We start from the raw sequence: 16,049 nt of genomic DNA, 5'->3' as shown, positions 1-16,049 counted from the left end.
CGACAACAAGGAGCGGCAGACGAGGCCCCTTGCTCTCGCCCTGGCGTTACAGATTTGCCTCGCGAACTAGCCATATCACTTGGAACGCAATTAAGAATATTCGAATTCTATTGACTTTATCCTGATCGAAATTCACTGAATCCACGGTGGGACGGAGACGGGAACGAAGATGGGGCGGCATCAGCTTCGGGGACTGCTTGCGACAGTGGCAATCCTCTGTCCAAGCGCAGGCTTGGCAGAACCGGTTCAAAGAACACCGCCCGTGGCCGGATCGGTGATTGCCCGAAAATCCGGTGAGGAAGTGCGCTTCGTCGACGTTTCGAGCTGGCGCTTCGTCGATCTCGCACAGGACCTTTTGTCCGGCGATATCCTGCGCACCAATGCGACCGGGGCGCTGGCGGTGCTTTTCTCCGACCACACCCAGATCCGGCTCGGCCGCAACACGGCGTTGCGCGTCAAACGGATGGGCACAGGCAGCGATACCAATCTCGAACTGCAGTCAGGCACGATCTGGGCACGGGCGGAGCGTGGCGGCCAGGGCCTGACGATCGACACGCCGGCGGCAACCGCTGCCATTCGTGGCACCGATTGGACCCTGACGGTCGCCGGCGACACGACCTCGCTGACCGTGCTTGAAGGCGTGGTCGAACTCGCCAACGAACTTGGAAGCGTCACCGTGAAGCAGGGTGAAGGCGCCGTTGCCGCGATCGGGAAAGCGCCGACCAAGATCGTGATCGTGACGCCGAAGGACCGCGAACAGATGCTCTTCCATCTGTCTTTACGCGACGCCTTCGCGCTCATGCCGTCAACCCCGCTTAAGGTGCGCGACATGCGCGATGAGCGCGAACGGATCGAAGTCCGGCCGGAAGTGTCGCGCTCGGCCGAAGATTGGCTGACACTCGCCGAAATCCAGCTGCGGTTCGACGGGCGAGCCCAGGCCACAGCCGCCCTTCAACAGGCCCGACGCCTCGGCCTCAACCGATCTCAAGCCGCGCGCGCCTATCTCGTCGAAGCGCTGATTGCCGGTTCTGAAAACCGCTACGGCGATGCGGCACAGCTGTTCGAAAAGGCAACCCCCGGGCTCGACGCCGACCGCCGCTCCGTCGCGGCCTTCGGCGGCTATTTCGCACGCGCTCTCGCCGACCCGGACCGGATCGAGCAGCCGCCGTCTCAGGCGACAGGTGCCTATGGCGCCTTCGCTGCGGCCTGGACCGCGGGCTTTCGCACCGATATCCGCGCAGCGATCGAAACGATCAAGAAGGCGGAAAGGCGATATCCGGACGATCCGTTCCTCCCAGCGGCCCGCGCGCAATTTGCAATGCTGCTCGACGATCGAGACGAAACGCGCGCCGGTATCGAAAAGGCGCTTGCGAACGATCCCGACGACCCGACCGCGCTGGAATCGCGCGCCAAATACCGTTTGCTCATTGAAAACGATCGAATAGGCGCGCTGGCGGATCTCGAGCGCGCCTTGGAAATCACGCCGGGCGACCCGTCTCTCTGGAACTGGGTGGGCCTGGCAAAAAGCGAGCGGGGCGACAATCGCGGCGCCGAGAGAGCATTCCAGAAGGCCGTGGAACTCGATCCGGCCGATCCGCTTTACCACGCCAACCTGGCCTATCAGTACCTCGATGAAATGCGGCTTGCGGAAGCAAAGCGCGAGATCGATACGGCGCTCGCGATCGATCCTTCCTTCGACCTCGTGCTCGTCGCCCGCGGTCGGTACCATTTGCAGAACGGCAACCTGGACAAGGCGATCGACGACCTCTTGGCCGGTTCGACGGCCAACCCCGCCTATTCCAACGCGCAATTGCTGCTCTCGGCGGCGCATTATGAAAAGGGAGACCGCCTTCCGGCGGCACAGGCCCTCGACAATGCCGACCGGCTCGACCCGAACGACCCCGTTGTCGCGACCGTGCGGACCGCGATTGCGATCGACGAATACGATTCCGATGCGGCGATCCGCTACGCGCAGGAACTGATGCGGCGGACGCGGGCGCGCGGCGGCGAAAGTGCTCCGCTCGGCGCCAACCAGGATGCCGGATCGACGCTCAACGACGCCTTCCGCCTGCAAGGCCTGAACGCCTGGGGGCAATATTACGGCGATGTGGTCTTCGATCCGTTCACGGGATCGAGCTATGTCGACCAGGCGATCCGCGGCAGCGTCAATCCGCTGTTCAACACCTATGATTTCGATGGCAGCCCCGTCGTCAACACCGCCAATCCGCAGAGCTTCTCCGCCTTCTTCCAGGGGCTGCTGATCGAGCCGCACATGCTGGCAAGCCGCGAGCGCACGGCCAATCTCGTCCAACGGCCGTTCTTCGAGGCCGCGGTCGCAGGCGGCATCATCGCCGACAGCGACCATGAGGGCGGGATCGGCGAAGCGGAACTGCGCGGGCTGACGTTCTCGCCCTTCCCAATCAGCGTCTACGGCAATCTGCATTGGGAGAAGCCGCGCGATTCGATCGATATCGGCAATGGCCTGGCGATCGAGCGTGAAGCACGCCTGCTTGGCGGCAATGGCTATGTGACAGCCTCCCCGACGCCGGATGACAGGATCGTGGCCTATGCCAACTACGGCGATCTTGATGATAAACGCAGTATTTTCGATATCCCGCCTCCGCCTCTCATCCCCTTCAATCTCGATGGGATAAACGACAACGACTCGACGCGCCTTTTGTCGGGGGTGGCATGGAGCCACACCTTCGGCTACCGCAACATCGCCAATGCCGCGTTCTTCTTCTCCGATGAGAACAGCACGGACAACGAGCGGGTTCGCTTTTCGGACACCAGATTTCCCGACCTTGCCACGAGCCGAAACGAGGACAAGCAGAGAACATATATCGCCGCCATCAATCACCTTTACGGTGACGGCGATTTCACCTGGCGCTACGGCGTCGAAGGCGGTGTGGTAAAGTCATCGAGCGCGTTCGACATTTTTGACCCGCTGGGCGTCAGCACCGGCAGCAGCAATGCGCCCGTCATCGCGTCCGGTTCGACGTCCGCCACACAGACCGTCGCCAAGGCTTACATCGACACGATCTACGAAATCACGCCGGACCTGAAGACGGAAGGCGCCCTCTTTGCCCGCTATATCGAAGGCGTCAACGACGGCGATGTCAGGCTCGAACCGAAAATCGGCATCGCCTGGGCGCCGGCCGAAGGGCATTGGCTGCGGGCGGCAGCCATGCGCGATGGCCTCAACTTCGACGTCGCCACCCTTGCGCCGATCGGCATCGTCGGGCTGCAGCCGAACCAGCTGCGCTTCGGCGCCGAAGGCTATGCCGATACGCTGGCACTGCGTTGGGACGCGGAGTGGAACAGCTGGTTCTTCACCGCGCTCGACTACCAGCACCAGGAGGTGCGGCAACTCGCGCTCGACATTCCGCTTTCGACCACCAGCCTTGCGTATGCCAAGGTCGGGCTCGACCGGGTTGCGGCAACGGCGAACTTTGCCATCGGCCACGGCTTCGGCCTCTCCCTGACCGCGGCCCACACGGAAGCCGACGTTAAGGAACACACCGGCAGCCAGCCCGGCGAACTGCTGTTCGTGCCGGAAAACACCGGCCAAGCGGCGCTGACTTGGGTCAGCACGGCGAACGTCAAGACGACCGTTGCCGCCAACTATGTCGGTTCACGACCCGGCGGGTTAATGACGCTCGATGACTTCTGGACGCTCGACGCCGCCTTGCAATGGGAACCGTTCGACAAGCAGATCGAGGTCGATCTGGCAGCCTTCAATCTGCTCGATGAAGATTTCGAGCTGGGCAATGGCCTGCCGGGTTGGGGACGAACGTTCAAAGGCACGATCAAAGTGCGGTTCTGATGGAGGAGCGCGTCGCCGTGCAGGCATCGAGCGGTCGGTCCGGACAATGGGACAGCCCCCGCTTCCTGCAACGGCGGTTAAAACTTCTTGCGCTTGCGGTTTTCGTCGCCATCGCGCTGTCGCTGGCGACCTTGACCAATGCCTGGCGGCTGAACGAGTTGCGCAGCTTCGACTACCTGTCGACCGTCGACGGCCCGCCGCTTCCTGAGGACAGCCCGATCATCGTCGCGATCGACGAACCGTCGATGGCCGAAATCGGGCGCCAATGGCCCTGGCCGCGCGCCCTGCATGCGCGCCTCATCGAGGCGCTGCGCAAGGCCGGCGCACGCGCCATCGGCATCGACGTGATTTTCGCTGAGCCTTCGGCCGATGCCGCCAACGACGAGGCGCTGGAAAAGGCGCTCGGCGCGGACGTGGTTCTTGCCGGAGACCAGACGCTGGTGGAGGCGCCGCAGGCCGACCAGTTCGTGCGCACCGAGCCGCTCGCCCGCTTCATCGCAAAGGGCGCCTGGACCGGGATCGCCTCCGTCAGCCTCAGCGGCGACGGAACCTTGCGCGCCGTTCCCGACTATCCGGACGGATTTGCCGCCGTGCTCGCGGCAATCGCCGGCGCAAAATCGCACGCACCGCCAAAGGACGCGCTGATCCAGGTCTTCGGACCGGCGCGGACCTATCCCACCGTCTCCTATTACCAGGCGCTCGATCCCGACAATTTCCTGCCAGAAGGCATGTTCGAGGACCGTGTCGTGCTCGTCGGTCTCAGCCTGCAAAATGCGCCATCGATCGCCGATGGCGGGGCCGATGCCTTCACGACATCGGATACCGTACATTCGAACAAGCTCGTTTCCGGCGTTGAGATGCAGGCTACCATCTACGACAATCTGGCCCATGAGCTTTTCATTCAGCGCGCTGCAAGACCGTATGTGGTTGCCGCCATTGCGCTGGCCGCGATGCTTGCGGCCTTTTCGGTGCTGCGGACGACCGGCTGGCGCACGCTTGCCTATGGCGCCGTCGCCATCGGCCTGATCATCGCCGCCAGCTATGCCGCGATGCGTCTTGGCCACGTCTTTCTGTCGCCGCTTGGGCCTGGGCTTGCGTTCCTTGCCGTGACTGCCGGCCAGGCCGGGCTCGACTATGCGGAAGAACGCAAGAAGCGCCGCGAAATCACCCGCGCCTTCCAGCAGTACCTCTCCCCTGCCCTTGTCGAGCGCCTGGCGAAAGACCCGTCACACCTGAGGCTCGGCGGCGAACGGCGCACGCTGTCGATCCTCTTTTGCGACATCCGGGGCTTTACCACCATCGCCGAGGAAATGAAGGAGGATCCGGAGCGTTTGACGGCACTGGTCAACCGGCTGCTGACGCCGCTTTCAGAAGCTGTTCTCGAACAGGGCGGTACCATCGACAAATATATCGGCGACTGCCTGATGGCCTTCTGGAACGCGCCGCTCGACGACCCCGACCATGCCGTGCATGCAGTCGGGGCGGCGCTCGACATGCTTGCGCGGCTTGAACGGGTGAACCGGGAACTCGAAAGCGAGGCGAAACGGGAACGCCGACCGGCCCAAACCTTGAGGATCGGCATCGGCATCAACACCGGCGAATGCGTCGTCGGCAACATGGGCTCGCACCAGCGGTTCGACTATTCGGCCCTTGGCGACGCCGTCAATCTGGCCTCGCGCCTCGAAGGCGCATCGAAGGACTACGGCATCTCCCTGCTCCTCGGCGAGGAGACCGCGCGTCTCGTCGAAAAGACCTTCCCGATCGCCGAACTCGATCGCATCACCGTCAAGGGCCGCACCGCCGTGTCGCCGGTCTTCACCGTCGCCGTCGGCGCCAGGAAGGACGCGATCGAACGCCACCAGGCCTTCGTACAGGCCAAATATGACGGCACGCTTCGAGCTCATGACGCGGTGTTCGACCAGTTGAAGAGCGCCCTGCCGCCACTCGCGCGCTACTACGAAAGGGAGCGTTCCCGCCTCGATACGTCGCGACGGGAACCGAAGTGAGCAGCCACAACCGACCGCGTGGTCAGTGGAGCCCGCCGACGCCGAGCAGCCGCTCGACGGCATCGTGATCTCCCGCCAGCGCTTCCGGCGTTCCGGTCCAGGCGATCCGGCCGCGTTCGAGCACGATCACCCGGTCGGCAAAGTCGAGCGCGCTCTGAATGCGCTGTTCGACCAAGACGATCGTCATGTCGCCGGTCTTTGCCAGTTCGGCAAACGCCTTCATCAGCTCTTCGCAGATAACGGGCGCCAGGCCCTCCAGCGGTTCGTCGAGCAACAGGATCGACGGACGGCCGAGGATGGAGCGTGCCGTCGACAGCATCTGCTGTTCGCCGCCTGAGAGCTGGCTGCCGAGATTGCGCCGACGCTCGAAGAGACGCGGGAACATGTCGTAGGCTTCCTGGATCGCGCTTTTCGGGCGGTTCTTGAGGCCGACGAACAGGTTTTCCTCCACGGTCAGCGTCGGGAAGACGCAGCGCGCCTGCGGCACGAAGCCGAGCCCCTGCATGGCGCGGGCAGCGCTCGGCAACACGGTCACGTCCGTCCCGCCCATGCGGATGCGCCCGTCATAACGTCGCGTCTGGCCGGCAAGCGTTGCAAGCAGGGTCGTCTTGCCCATGCCGTTGCGACCGAGCACGGCAAGCCGGGCACCTGCCGGAACGGCAAAGGACACGCCTTCGAGCACCCGCGTCGGCCCATAGCCGGCGGACAGGTTTTCCACCTCAAGCGGCGTGGCTGGCATTGGCATAGCTCCCCAGATAGGCTTCCCGCACGCGCGGATCCTTCGTCACGTCAGACGGCGAACCGTCGAAGATGATCGCGCCGGCGGCCAGCACGACGACGCGCTTGGCAAAGCGGAAGACGAGATCCATGTCGTGCTCAATCATCAAGACGGCGAGATCGGCTGGCAGGTCGGCCAGTGCCTGCTCGATCCGGCCGGTGTCGCTCTGCGGCACGCCGGCGGCGGGCTCGTCGAGCAGCAGCACCCGCGGCTTCAGCGCCAGCGCAACGGCGATTTCCAGCAAGCGTTGCTGACCGTAGGCGATCTCGCTCACCTTGCGGTGCATCAGTTCCCGAAGCCCGAGCTTGCCGAGAAGGTCTGCCACCTCGGCCATGACGTCCGGCATGCCCAGAAAATTGCCGAACAGACGACCGGCGCGGCCAGTGCGTTGCAGGACAGCGAGCGCAACATGTTCGGAAGGTGTCATATCGGCAAAGAGCCGCGTCACCTGAAACGAGCGAACGAGTCCCCTTCGCACCCGACCGATGGCGTCGATACCGGTCACCACCTCGCCACCGATACGCACCTCGCCGGAATCCGGCTTGAGATTGCCGGTCACGAGATTGACGAACGTCGTCTTGCCGGCGCCGTTCGGCCCAATCAGCGCGACCCGGTCGCCCGGCGCCATGCTGAGGCTGACGTCATTGGTGACCGCGAGCCCGCCGAAGGCGCGCTTCAAGTTGCGGACTTCGAAGATCGGCTGCATCACTGTGCCTCCTTGCGGCGGGCAAAGAACGCAGCCGCGGTGCCATAGATGCCCTTCGGCGCGAAGAGCACGACGGCGATCAACAGCGCGCCCACCATCGTCAGCCAGTGGAAGGGATTGGCCGCCGAGACCACGTCCTCGAAAAACATGAAGACGACAGTGCCCGTGAGCGCACCGAACAACGAGCCCGTACCCCCGAGCACCAGCATGACGAGGCTTTCGGCAGACATCGTAAAGGAGAGGCTGTCGAGGCCGACGACCTGGGTGGAGATCGCATTCAGCGCGCCGCCGACGCCGGCAACGGCACCGGAGATGACATACATTTTCGTGAGCGCGAACTTCGGCGACGCCCCCATCGAGCGGATGCGGACAGGGTCTTCCTTGATGCCGCGGCACAACATGCCGAAGGGCGAGCGCACGATCAGTCGCAGCACGACGAAGACGATGGCAAGCAGCGCCACGCCGAAGACATAGGCCGTGCGGCCCCAGAGATCGAACTCGTAGAGTCCGAGAAGTGCCGTCGGCGCAATGCCGGAGAGCCCGTCGCTGCCACCGGTCCAGGAGGAGGCCTTGTTGGCGAACTCGTGGAAGAGATGGATGAGCGCGATCGACAGCACCAGTTGCGGCAGCCCGTGCGCACGCAGAATGACGACCCCGCAGATAAGTCCCGCCACCGCCCCGGCAACAATGCCGAAGGCCAGCATCGCCAGCGGATCGTTGATGCCGTAATGCGCCGAGGCGATGCCCGCGGCATAGGCGCCGGCGCCGAAGAGGGCCGCGTGCCCGAGCGTCGCGACACCGCAATAGCCGGTGACGAGATCGAGCGACAGCACCAACAGAGCGGCTGCGATGATCCGGGTCAGAAGAGCCAGATTGTTGGGAAAGAGGAAGTAGCCGACCACCGCGACCAGCAGGATAACGGCCAGACCTATGAGGTCCCCACCGCCAAACCGTCGGCGCACCGGAGCGGTCGCGATCAAGTCGTTCGTCGTCGTCATGGTCATCCCTTGGCCCTCCCGGCGAGCCCGCGCGGGAACACGCAGATGATCGCGATCACGGCCAGATAGAAGAAGAATTCACCGAATTCCGGCATGAGATAACGGCCGGTCGTATCGATCGCGCCGAGCAGCAGGCAGGCAACGAGCGCGCCCGGGATAGACCCGGCGCCGCCGACGGAGACGACGACCAGGAACGTCACCATGTAACGCAACGCGTAATAGGGTTCGACCGGAAGAAGTTCCGCCCCCACCACGCCGCCGAAGGCGGCAAGTCCGACGGCAACCGCAAAGCTCACCGCATAGACGATTTCCGTGCGCACACCGAGGGCGGCCGCCATTGCCGCGTTGTCAACCGAGGCCCGCAGCTTGACGCCGAAGGCGGTCTTTTCGATCGCGTACCAGAGACCGGCTGCAACCACGAGGCCGCAGACGATCGCAAAGATGCGATGGGTGGCGATTGCCCGGAAGCCGAGGTCGACGGATCCCTGCAATTCGCCAGGCAGCGGCACCGTCTTCAGCGTCGGGCCGAAGACATAGTTGGCGATGCCGATGATGCAGAATGTGATACCAATGGTCATCAGCACCTGGGTCAGTTCCGGTGCGCCGTAGATCCGCCTATAGAGCAGCCGCTCGATCGGCACGGCGATGATGATGGTGCCGAAGATCGCGAGCAGCACGGCAAAGCCGTAGGCAAGACCCAAATCGCGCGCTGCATAGGAGGCGATGTAACCGCCGATCATGGCAAAGGCGCCATGCGCCAGGTTGACCACGCGCATCAGGCCCATGGTGACCGAAAGGCCGATGGAGATGACGAAGAGCACCATGCCATAGGCAAGGGCGTCGATCGCAATGCTGAGGACGGTTTGCATGGGGCTATCCGTTGCCCTTTCTTCCAAATTTGGCTGCGCCGGATTCGGTGCGCACTATGCGCGGAGCGGCAGTCAGGCGCCAGCATTCGCGGCGCCGCAGGCGCGCCGGTCGCTCAAAAGCAACCGGTCAACGCATCATCAGTGTCGGTGGGCGCTCAGCACCCGCCCAAGTCGACTACTTCAGCGCAGCGAGACCGGGGTCGTCCTGCTTCTCGAAGGTCTGGATTTCCTTGTTGTAATAGGTGCCGTCATCGGCCTTGGCGACCTCGCGCAGATAGATGTTCTGGGTGATGTGACGCGATTCCGGATCGATCGTCACCGGACCACGCGGGCTGACCCAAGAGAGGCCTTTCACGGCTTCCACGGCCTTGGCCGCATCCTGCTCGCCGCCGGTCGCCTCGATCATCTTGTAAATCACATGCATGCCGTCATAGGCTCCGACCGAGGGGAACGAGAGTTCCACCGGGTTGCCGATCGCCTTGCTCGCCGCTTCGACAAAGGCCTTGTTCTCCGGCGAGTCGTGCGAGACGGCGTAGTGGAAGGTCGTCTGAATGCCGAGCGCCGCCTCACCGAGAGCAGGCAAATCGGATTCCTGCGTGAGGTCGCCGGGCGCAAAGAACTTGATGCCGCCGTCCTTCAGGCCGTTTTCCTTGAAGGCCTTGACGAAGCCGAGCGTCGTCGGGCCGGACGGCAGGAAGGCGAAGACGCCTTCCGCGCCCGAATCCTTGATGCGCTGCATGATTGGGGAAAAGTCGTTGGTCGCAAGCGGCATGCGGATCGCTTCGACCACCTGGCCGCCGGCCGCTTCGAAGCCCGTCTTGAAGGCGTTCTCGGCGTCCACGCCCGGGCCGTAGTCGCTGACGACGGAGATCACCTTGGAAACACCCGCGTCCTTGGCAACCTTGGCGATCGGCGTCGAGGTCTGCCAGGTGGTGAACGAGGTGCGCACGACGAGCGGGCTTTTGGTGACGATCGCCGAGGTCGCCGCGTTCATGATGACGAGCGGCACATTCGCCTGGGTGAGCAGCGGCGTGACCGCCATGGCATCCGGGGTGAAGTAGAAGCCGGCGAGGTACTGCACGCCTTCTTTGACCACCAGTTCCTGGGCCAGCGCCTTTGACTGGGCGGGATCGGCCTGCGGCACGTCGCGGTAGATGATCTCGATATCGTCGTCGCCGACCTTGCTGCCGTTCAGCACCATATAGGCGTCGATGCCAGCCTTGAAGTTCTTGCCCTGCAGCGCGAAGGGGCCGGAGAACGGTCCGACGACACCGATCTTGATCGTGTCGGCATAGGCAGCACTGCTCATTGCCAAAGCCGCAACCGCAGCCAGAATCATCCGCTTCATATTTCCTCCCTGAGATGCCGGCCACTCCCGAGCCCGCATCCTCGTCGCAAACGACTGTCGATTTGATGGTTGTCAGCTTGCCATGCCAAACGGTGATGTAAAAATGAAATATGGGGTGCCAATCATAATTTAGGGGTTATGTTTTGACACAGGCAGCGCGCCTCGGCCAGCCGAGTGCACCGAAATCCTCAGCCCATGACACGCACCTTCCGGTGCCCGCGCCAGCCCACTGCGATCAACAGGGGAGCAGCAAACGACACGGTGGCGGCGCAATCGCAGGTTCGGGGCGTATCGCCGCCGCTGACCTAGATCGGCGGCAGATTTTCCGGCTGCGCCATGTCGATGAAGACCTGAACGCGTTTGGCTCGCAGCTTGCCGGGCTTGTACTTCTTCAGCCACTCGCCAGTTTCATCGAGGAACAGACTGGCCGCGGCTCCCTCGGATGTCCCCACGCGCGCCGCCTTGTCCCGGTCGGACTTCTTCATTGCTGTCGCCTCCCGGACAGAGCGGAAATAATAGTGGTTGAACAGCCGATTGAACTCCGTGAAGTAGATGTCGGCCGCGCGCCGATCGCCACGGATGAGCAGCATGTTCTCGTCGTTGTCGTTGGTCGACGCGTCCGAGAAGTTCGCCGAACCGGTGACGACCATTGGATCCGCGCCAAGGGGATCGGCGAGCAGAAACTTGGAATGCACATAGGCGACGTGATTGTTGAGCCCGAGCGCCCGCGCATTGGTTTCCCGCGCCCACTGATAGACCGGATCGCGCAGATAGGATCCCCAGGCCTGATAGACGTTCTGTCGCGCCGTCAGCGGAATGAACGGCTTCTTCGCCTTGGCCTTAGGCTGGTCGCGCTTTTCCAGGAGGAGGAAGAGCACCGGATGCACGCCGGACTGGGCACTATTGTCGAGAAACGCCTGCTTGAAGCGATCGTTGATCCCGAAGGCGAGCGTCACGCCGCCATAGGACCGCGCCTCGTCCAGCGCCCTCACATACATGTCCAGAACGGCGCTTCCGGCACGCGGACTGAAGATCGAGGTCACGCCGCTTGAAACATCCGCGGGCGCATGCGGCACCTCGGCAAGGTCAGAGACCGCCTTGCGAAAGGCTTTTCGCTTTGACCTGCTCGCGGCAGGATTGTCGGTTTTTGCCGCACCAGGGTCGCCGGCAAGCAGTGTCCAGTATGTTTCAAATGCCTTAGCGAGATCGGCGTCGCGGACCCAATGCCCGACATTGGTCTGGCCATGCACGCCGCCCATCGACAGGTTCGTCGAGCCTGTCCAAACCTGCGCCTTTCGGCCCGGATCCTTGGGGAGCAGCACCATGAACTTGTTGTGCTGTATGTCGGCGGGATTGTTCTCCCGCCACCGCGCGATCGCCGCCTTCGGAAGCCCTACGGTGCGGACGATTTCCTTGTTCTCCTCGCGCGGAAAGCTCTCGTGGAACTTGCCCTTCTTGTCGGTATAGGCATTTTCCTTCGCGTCGAGCACGAGCCTCACGACGACGCCGCGCTCGAAGGCGGCCTTCAGCCTTTCCACGACGGGGCGATATCTGAATTCATAGAAGCAGCCGAGCAGCGTGTCCCCCGCTTCCGCCTGGTCGATGAAACGCAGCAGTGCTTCGTCAAGGTCCCGGCTCAGCCACTGCAGCGCCTCGAGCGTCTTTTCCGGCGTTTCCAGCTTGTCCGGCGGCTTGTTTCCGAAACGGCGTCGGTAGGCCTGGCTGCTCGCGACACCGCGGTTGAAGAAAACGTCGTGCATCTCCTCACTGAAGAGCGGTTCGGTTTTGATACCGATTCTGATGGCAGGTGCTGACCGGTCGATGTTCTTCGCCATACCCGTCAGCGGATGGAAGTAATAGTCGTAACGCCGACCGGGCTTGGCCGTGAAGTCATCCCAGACGAAACTCTGAACGGGATGGTCGTAGGTCAGAACGACGGTATCCTCATTGGGATGGGAGATCACCGTTTCGAAGACCTTGAAGCCGTACATGTAGTACCGCTCGCCTTCCGTTGGATCATGCCGCTCGACCGCAAAACCGAGAAGCCCCGCGGTGTCGGCGTTGCGATAGTCTATCGCGAACGAAACCGTATTGACCCCCGACACGGCGAAGACCTTGTACCCGCCAACCGCATCCGAAACGAAATGCATGCCGTCCTCCCGCGCGTGGTTGCGACAAACATACTCGCTCAACTTCGAGGAATTACAACAGCGACAACTAAAAAGGAGCTTGATCGGCGAACTCCCGCGCCGCTGCCCAGTCGCAACGGTTCCGGCTCGAAAACACCGCCACACTTGTTACTCCCGCCGATCCTCTTGCGGTGTCAAGCTGCTCAGGACTGCAAGGCATCGGCCTTGCGTTGAGAAGTTTTGCTGAAACGAGGAGACACAGCACCATGACCCAGACGATCGAGAAACGCGAGAACGGACGCGCGGACGCCCAGTCGACGATGCAGAAGCCGCCGGTGGTTTCGGCACAGGCATGGGAAGCGGCCCGGCAGGAAATGCTGGTAAAGGAAAAGGCGCACACCCGCGCCCGCGATGCGTTGGCTGCCGAGCGTCGGCGGATGCCCTGGACGGCCGTGACCAAGAACTACGTGTTCGAGGGCTCCGACGGCAAGGCGAGCCTGCTTGACCTCTTTGCCGGCCGGCGCCAGTTGATCGTCTACCGCGCCTTCTACGAACCGGGCGTGCATGGCTGGCCCGATCACGGCTGCCGGGGCTGCTCGATGGTCGCCGATCAGGTTGCGCATCTGTCGCACCTTAACGCCCGTGACACGACCCTGGTCTTTGCCTCGCGCGCCCCGCAGGCGGATATTGCCAGGCTGAAGGCACGGATGGGCTGGACCATGCCCTGGTACACCATCACCGACAGCTTCGATGCTGATTTCGACGTGGGCGAGTGGCACGGCCACAATGTCTTCTTCCGCGACGGCGAAGAGCTGTTTCGCACCTACCTCGTCAACAGCCGCGGCGACGAACAGATGGGTAGCACCTGGAACTATCTCGACATCACCCCGCTCGGCCGACAGGAAGTGTGGGAGGATTCGCCGGCCGGATATCCGCAGACCCCGACCTACAAGTGGTGGAACTGGAACGACAGCTACGTCGAAGGCGCTGCCCCCGACAAAAGATGGGTCGAAGTATCGGATGCCGGCGAGGCCGCGATGCGCGCCTCCGACACGAGCGCGAAGCCATGAGCATCGGCGCCCGCTCCGGTGAGCGCGACGGGCGGGCGCCCTCCCTCGCCCGTTTGGTAGCTGCGGGGTTGGCGCTTGCCGCCGCCCCCACCTTCGCCCTGATGGCGGTTCTTTCCAACATGGGAACCGCCGGGGCCGATCCGATGCTGTGTAGCGGCGCCGGACAAACTGTGATCGGCGGGATGACCGCCATGTATCTGCTGATGGGCGCCTTTCACCTTCAGCCCTGGCTGAAACTGATCGACATCAGAAAGGGCTGAGGGATCGGCCTCGCCCCCGGCGCCTGTCAGTTGCGGGCGTCGGGAGCTGAAAAATCATCCGGCGACATGCTATTGTCGCACGGCACGCAAAAGATGTGGAAACGCCGATGGGCATATGTCCCTGAAATCGGCGAGTGGGCATGCTGTCGAGTCGGAGAAGCAAGTGACTTCTCAGCTTGAAGTACGGAACGGTTCCACTAGGTAGATTTGGCAAGATCTCCGGCCCTTGTGTCGGCAGGAGAAATCAGTCGCTTTCCACCTGTGGCCGGATCCGTTCGGAAAATACAGCGAATCAGGAAGTTGACCTTGAGTGTTGCCGCCTCTAAACCGAACCCGACACGTTTCAAGAGCCGCCCGTTGCCTTTGGCGGGCGCCCTGCTGCTTTTCGTTATAGCCGCTGCGGCATCGCTCTACTATTTGAGTGGAGCGAAAGAGCCTTCGTCGGAGATCGCAGCGATTGCCCCGGCTGTGACCGGCGCTGAAGTCGACGCCGCGATGATGCAGTCGCCGAATTTCCAGATCCTGTTCAGTGACGGCGATCGCGGGCTGATGGTCTACGAGGGTTACGTCTATGTCGTGCGACTCGGCGACAAATTGCCGAATGGCCGCCGCATGATCGGATTCCAAAAACGGGACGGAAACTGGGCCGCGGTGACGCTTTGACAGCTTTCACCGCCTCCGAATTGTGGATGTTAACGCTTTGTTAACGCTCGCTTGCAAGGCACGGGGAACCCCCATTTAGCCACGGTTGCTACCCAGGGCGAACTGGCGCAACTCTTTGTTAAAGAGTCGTGAATCAGTGCTTTGGATGGTGCAGAATGATTAACAAGAAGCTACAGGATGAGCTGGTCGAGCTCGACGAAAGCCCTGCGTTCGAAGGCCGTTCTGTCATGAGCGAGCGCGCAGTCCAGGGAATTCCTCTCGCGATCGAAGCGGTGATCGGGCGCGCCAAGCTGACGGTGTCGCAGATCTCGAAACTCCATCAGGACGACACGATCCATCTCGATCGCAACTTCGGCGAACCGGTGGAACTCAAGGTCAACGGCATGGTGATCGGCCGCGGCGAAATCGTGTTCGACGAAGCCACCAACGCCATCGGCATCAAGATCATCGAAATCTCCCCGATCGGCGCCCAATAGGCTCCGACGCGTAAGGCCGCCGTCGTCAGCCGAACTTGGCTTCCACAGCCAGCAAGGCTATGTCGATAGTTCAACGACACGATCCGGTACGGGAGGAGCCTCATATGCTGATCGATGGAAAAGTCTTTATCGTTACCGGTGGCGGTTCGGGTCTGGGTGCGGCCGTCGCGCGGCAGCTGCATGGCGAGGGTGCCCGCGTGGTTCTCGCCGACGTCAACGCCGCAGCCGGCCAGCAGATGGCCGAGGAGCTTGGCGGCAACGCGCTCTTCCAGAAGACGGATGTCACCAGTGAGGCCGATGGCGCCGCCGCAGTAGCAGCGGCTCTCGATCGCTTCGGACATCTGCACGGCCTGGTGAACTGCGCCGGCATCGCGCCGGGGGAAAAGGTGCTCGGGCGCGACGGTCCGCACCGGCTTGAAAGCTTTTCGCGCGCGGTCGCGATCAACCTCATCGGCACCTTCAACATGCTGCGGCTCGCCTCAGAGGCGATCCAGCGGGAAGAGCCCGGCGAGGATGGTGAGCGCGGGGTGATCGTCAATACCGCATCGGTCGCCGCCTTCGATGGCCAGATCGGCCAGGCGGCCTATGCCGCTTCCAAGGGCGGCGTCGTCTCGATGACCCTACCGATTGCGCGCGAACTCGCGCGCCACGGCATTCGCGTCGTCGCCATTGCGCCGGGCATCTTCGAAACACCTATGATGGCCGGCATGCCGCAGGAAGTGCAGGATTCGCTCGGCAAGAGCGTGCCCTTCCCGCAGCGCCTTGGCAAACCGGACGAATTCGCGGCACTCGTGCAGCACATCTGCGAAAACCGCATGCTGAACGGCGAAGTCATCCGCCTCGACGGCGCCCTGCGCATGGGCGCGCGCTGACACGATCGGAGCTGGTGGCGCCCGACGACCGGGCGCGTGCCAGAGCGT

13 protein-coding genes are annotated in these 16,049 nt (G+C 62.9%); 7 read left to right on the top strand and 6 right to left on the bottom strand.

Annotated features, from left to right (window positions below; all coding sequences use genetic code 11):
* Positions 1-169: 169 nt before the first annotated feature.
* Both OVA00_RS06210 and OVA00_RS06205 read left to right on the top strand, forming a co-directional pair.
* Positions 170-3,826 (top strand): FecR domain-containing protein, encoded by a 3,657-nt coding sequence (locus tag OVA00_RS06210; RefSeq protein WP_268088358.1) that lies wholly within the window; start codon positions 170-172, stop codon positions 3,824-3,826.
* Entirely contained in the window at positions 3,826-5,832 is a 2,007-nt protein-coding gene (locus OVA00_RS06205; protein ID WP_268088357.1) for a CHASE2 domain-containing protein, read from the top strand. The genes OVA00_RS06210 and OVA00_RS06205 overlap by 1 nt, the downstream gene beginning before the upstream one ends.
* Positions 5,833-5,854: 22 nt before the next feature.
* On the opposite strand, the gene OVA00_RS06200 is transcribed toward OVA00_RS06205, so the two are convergent.
* The 6 genes from OVA00_RS06200 to OVA00_RS06175 all read right to left on the bottom strand — a co-directional run bounded on the left by OVA00_RS06200 (position 5,855) and on the right by OVA00_RS06175 (position 12,681).
* Positions 5,855-6,571, bottom strand: coding sequence for an ABC transporter ATP-binding protein (locus OVA00_RS06200; RefSeq protein ID WP_060583617.1), 717 nt, complete (start codon positions 6,569-6,571; stop codon positions 5,855-5,857).
* Positions 6,552-7,316 carry an ABC transporter ATP-binding protein gene (locus tag OVA00_RS06195; protein WP_060529554.1) on the bottom strand — a complete coding sequence of 255 codons (765 nt, stop codon included), beginning with the start codon at positions 7,314-7,316 and terminating at the stop codon, positions 6,552-6,554. Before OVA00_RS06195 ends, OVA00_RS06200 begins: the two co-directional genes overlap by 20 nt.
* On the bottom strand, positions 7,316-8,320 hold the full coding sequence (locus OVA00_RS06190) for a branched-chain amino acid ABC transporter permease (RefSeq protein WP_089046005.1): 1,005 nt from the start codon (positions 8,318-8,320) through the stop codon (positions 7,316-7,318). The genes OVA00_RS06195 and OVA00_RS06190 overlap by 1 nt, the downstream gene beginning before the upstream one ends.
* Positions 8,317-9,183: a branched-chain amino acid ABC transporter permease gene (locus OVA00_RS06185; protein WP_060520514.1), complete on the bottom strand. Its 867-nt coding sequence runs from the start codon at positions 9,181-9,183 to the stop codon at positions 8,317-8,319. The genes OVA00_RS06190 and OVA00_RS06185 overlap by 4 nt, the downstream gene beginning before the upstream one ends.
* A gap of 175 nt (positions 9,184-9,358) precedes the next feature.
* Positions 9,359-10,531: an ABC transporter substrate-binding protein gene (locus tag OVA00_RS06180; RefSeq protein WP_268088356.1), complete on the bottom strand. Its 1,173-nt coding sequence runs from the start codon at positions 10,529-10,531 to the stop codon at positions 9,359-9,361.
* A gap of 305 nt (positions 10,532-10,836) precedes the next feature.
* The gene (locus OVA00_RS06175; protein WP_268088355.1) at positions 10,837-12,681 is read right to left on the bottom strand and encodes a phospholipase D-like domain-containing protein; all 1,845 of its coding nucleotides are present in this window, start codon (positions 12,679-12,681) and stop codon (positions 10,837-10,839) included.
* Positions 12,682-12,926: 245 nt separating this feature from the next.
* Here OVA00_RS06175 and OVA00_RS06170 point away from each other — a divergent pair, with 245 nt between their 5' ends.
* From OVA00_RS06170 to OVA00_RS06150, 5 genes are all read left to right on the top strand, one after another.
* A complete protein-coding gene (locus OVA00_RS06170) occupies positions 12,927-13,730 on the top strand; it encodes a DUF899 domain-containing protein (protein WP_034800067.1) in 804 nt (267 codons plus the stop codon).
* Positions 13,727-13,990: a hypothetical protein gene (locus OVA00_RS06165; RefSeq protein ID WP_034800066.1), complete on the top strand. Its 264-nt coding sequence runs from the start codon at positions 13,727-13,729 to the stop codon at positions 13,988-13,990. Before OVA00_RS06170 ends, OVA00_RS06165 begins: the two co-directional genes overlap by 4 nt.
* A gap of 306 nt (positions 13,991-14,296) precedes the next feature.
* Positions 14,297-14,653 (top strand): hypothetical protein, encoded by a 357-nt coding sequence (locus OVA00_RS06160; RefSeq protein ID WP_268088354.1) that lies wholly within the window; start codon positions 14,297-14,299, stop codon positions 14,651-14,653.
* 155 nt (positions 14,654-14,808) lie between these two features.
* Positions 14,809-15,129 carry a FliM/FliN family flagellar motor switch protein gene (locus OVA00_RS06155; protein WP_051659531.1) on the top strand — a complete coding sequence of 107 codons (321 nt, stop codon included), beginning with the start codon at positions 14,809-14,811 and terminating at the stop codon, positions 15,127-15,129.
* Positions 15,130-15,233: 104 nt separating this feature from the next.
* A complete protein-coding gene (locus OVA00_RS06150) occupies positions 15,234-16,001 on the top strand; it encodes a 3-hydroxyacyl-CoA dehydrogenase (protein ID WP_034800064.1) in 768 nt (255 codons plus the stop codon).
* Positions 16,002-16,049 lie beyond the last annotated feature (48 nt).

Origin of the sequence: Ensifer sp. SL37 (assembly GCF_026672675.1) — a bacterium.
Classification (GTDB): domain Bacteria; phylum Pseudomonadota; class Alphaproteobacteria; order Rhizobiales; family Rhizobiaceae; genus Ensifer; species Ensifer adhaerens.
This window is presented reverse-complemented; position numbering and strand designations above follow the sequence as displayed.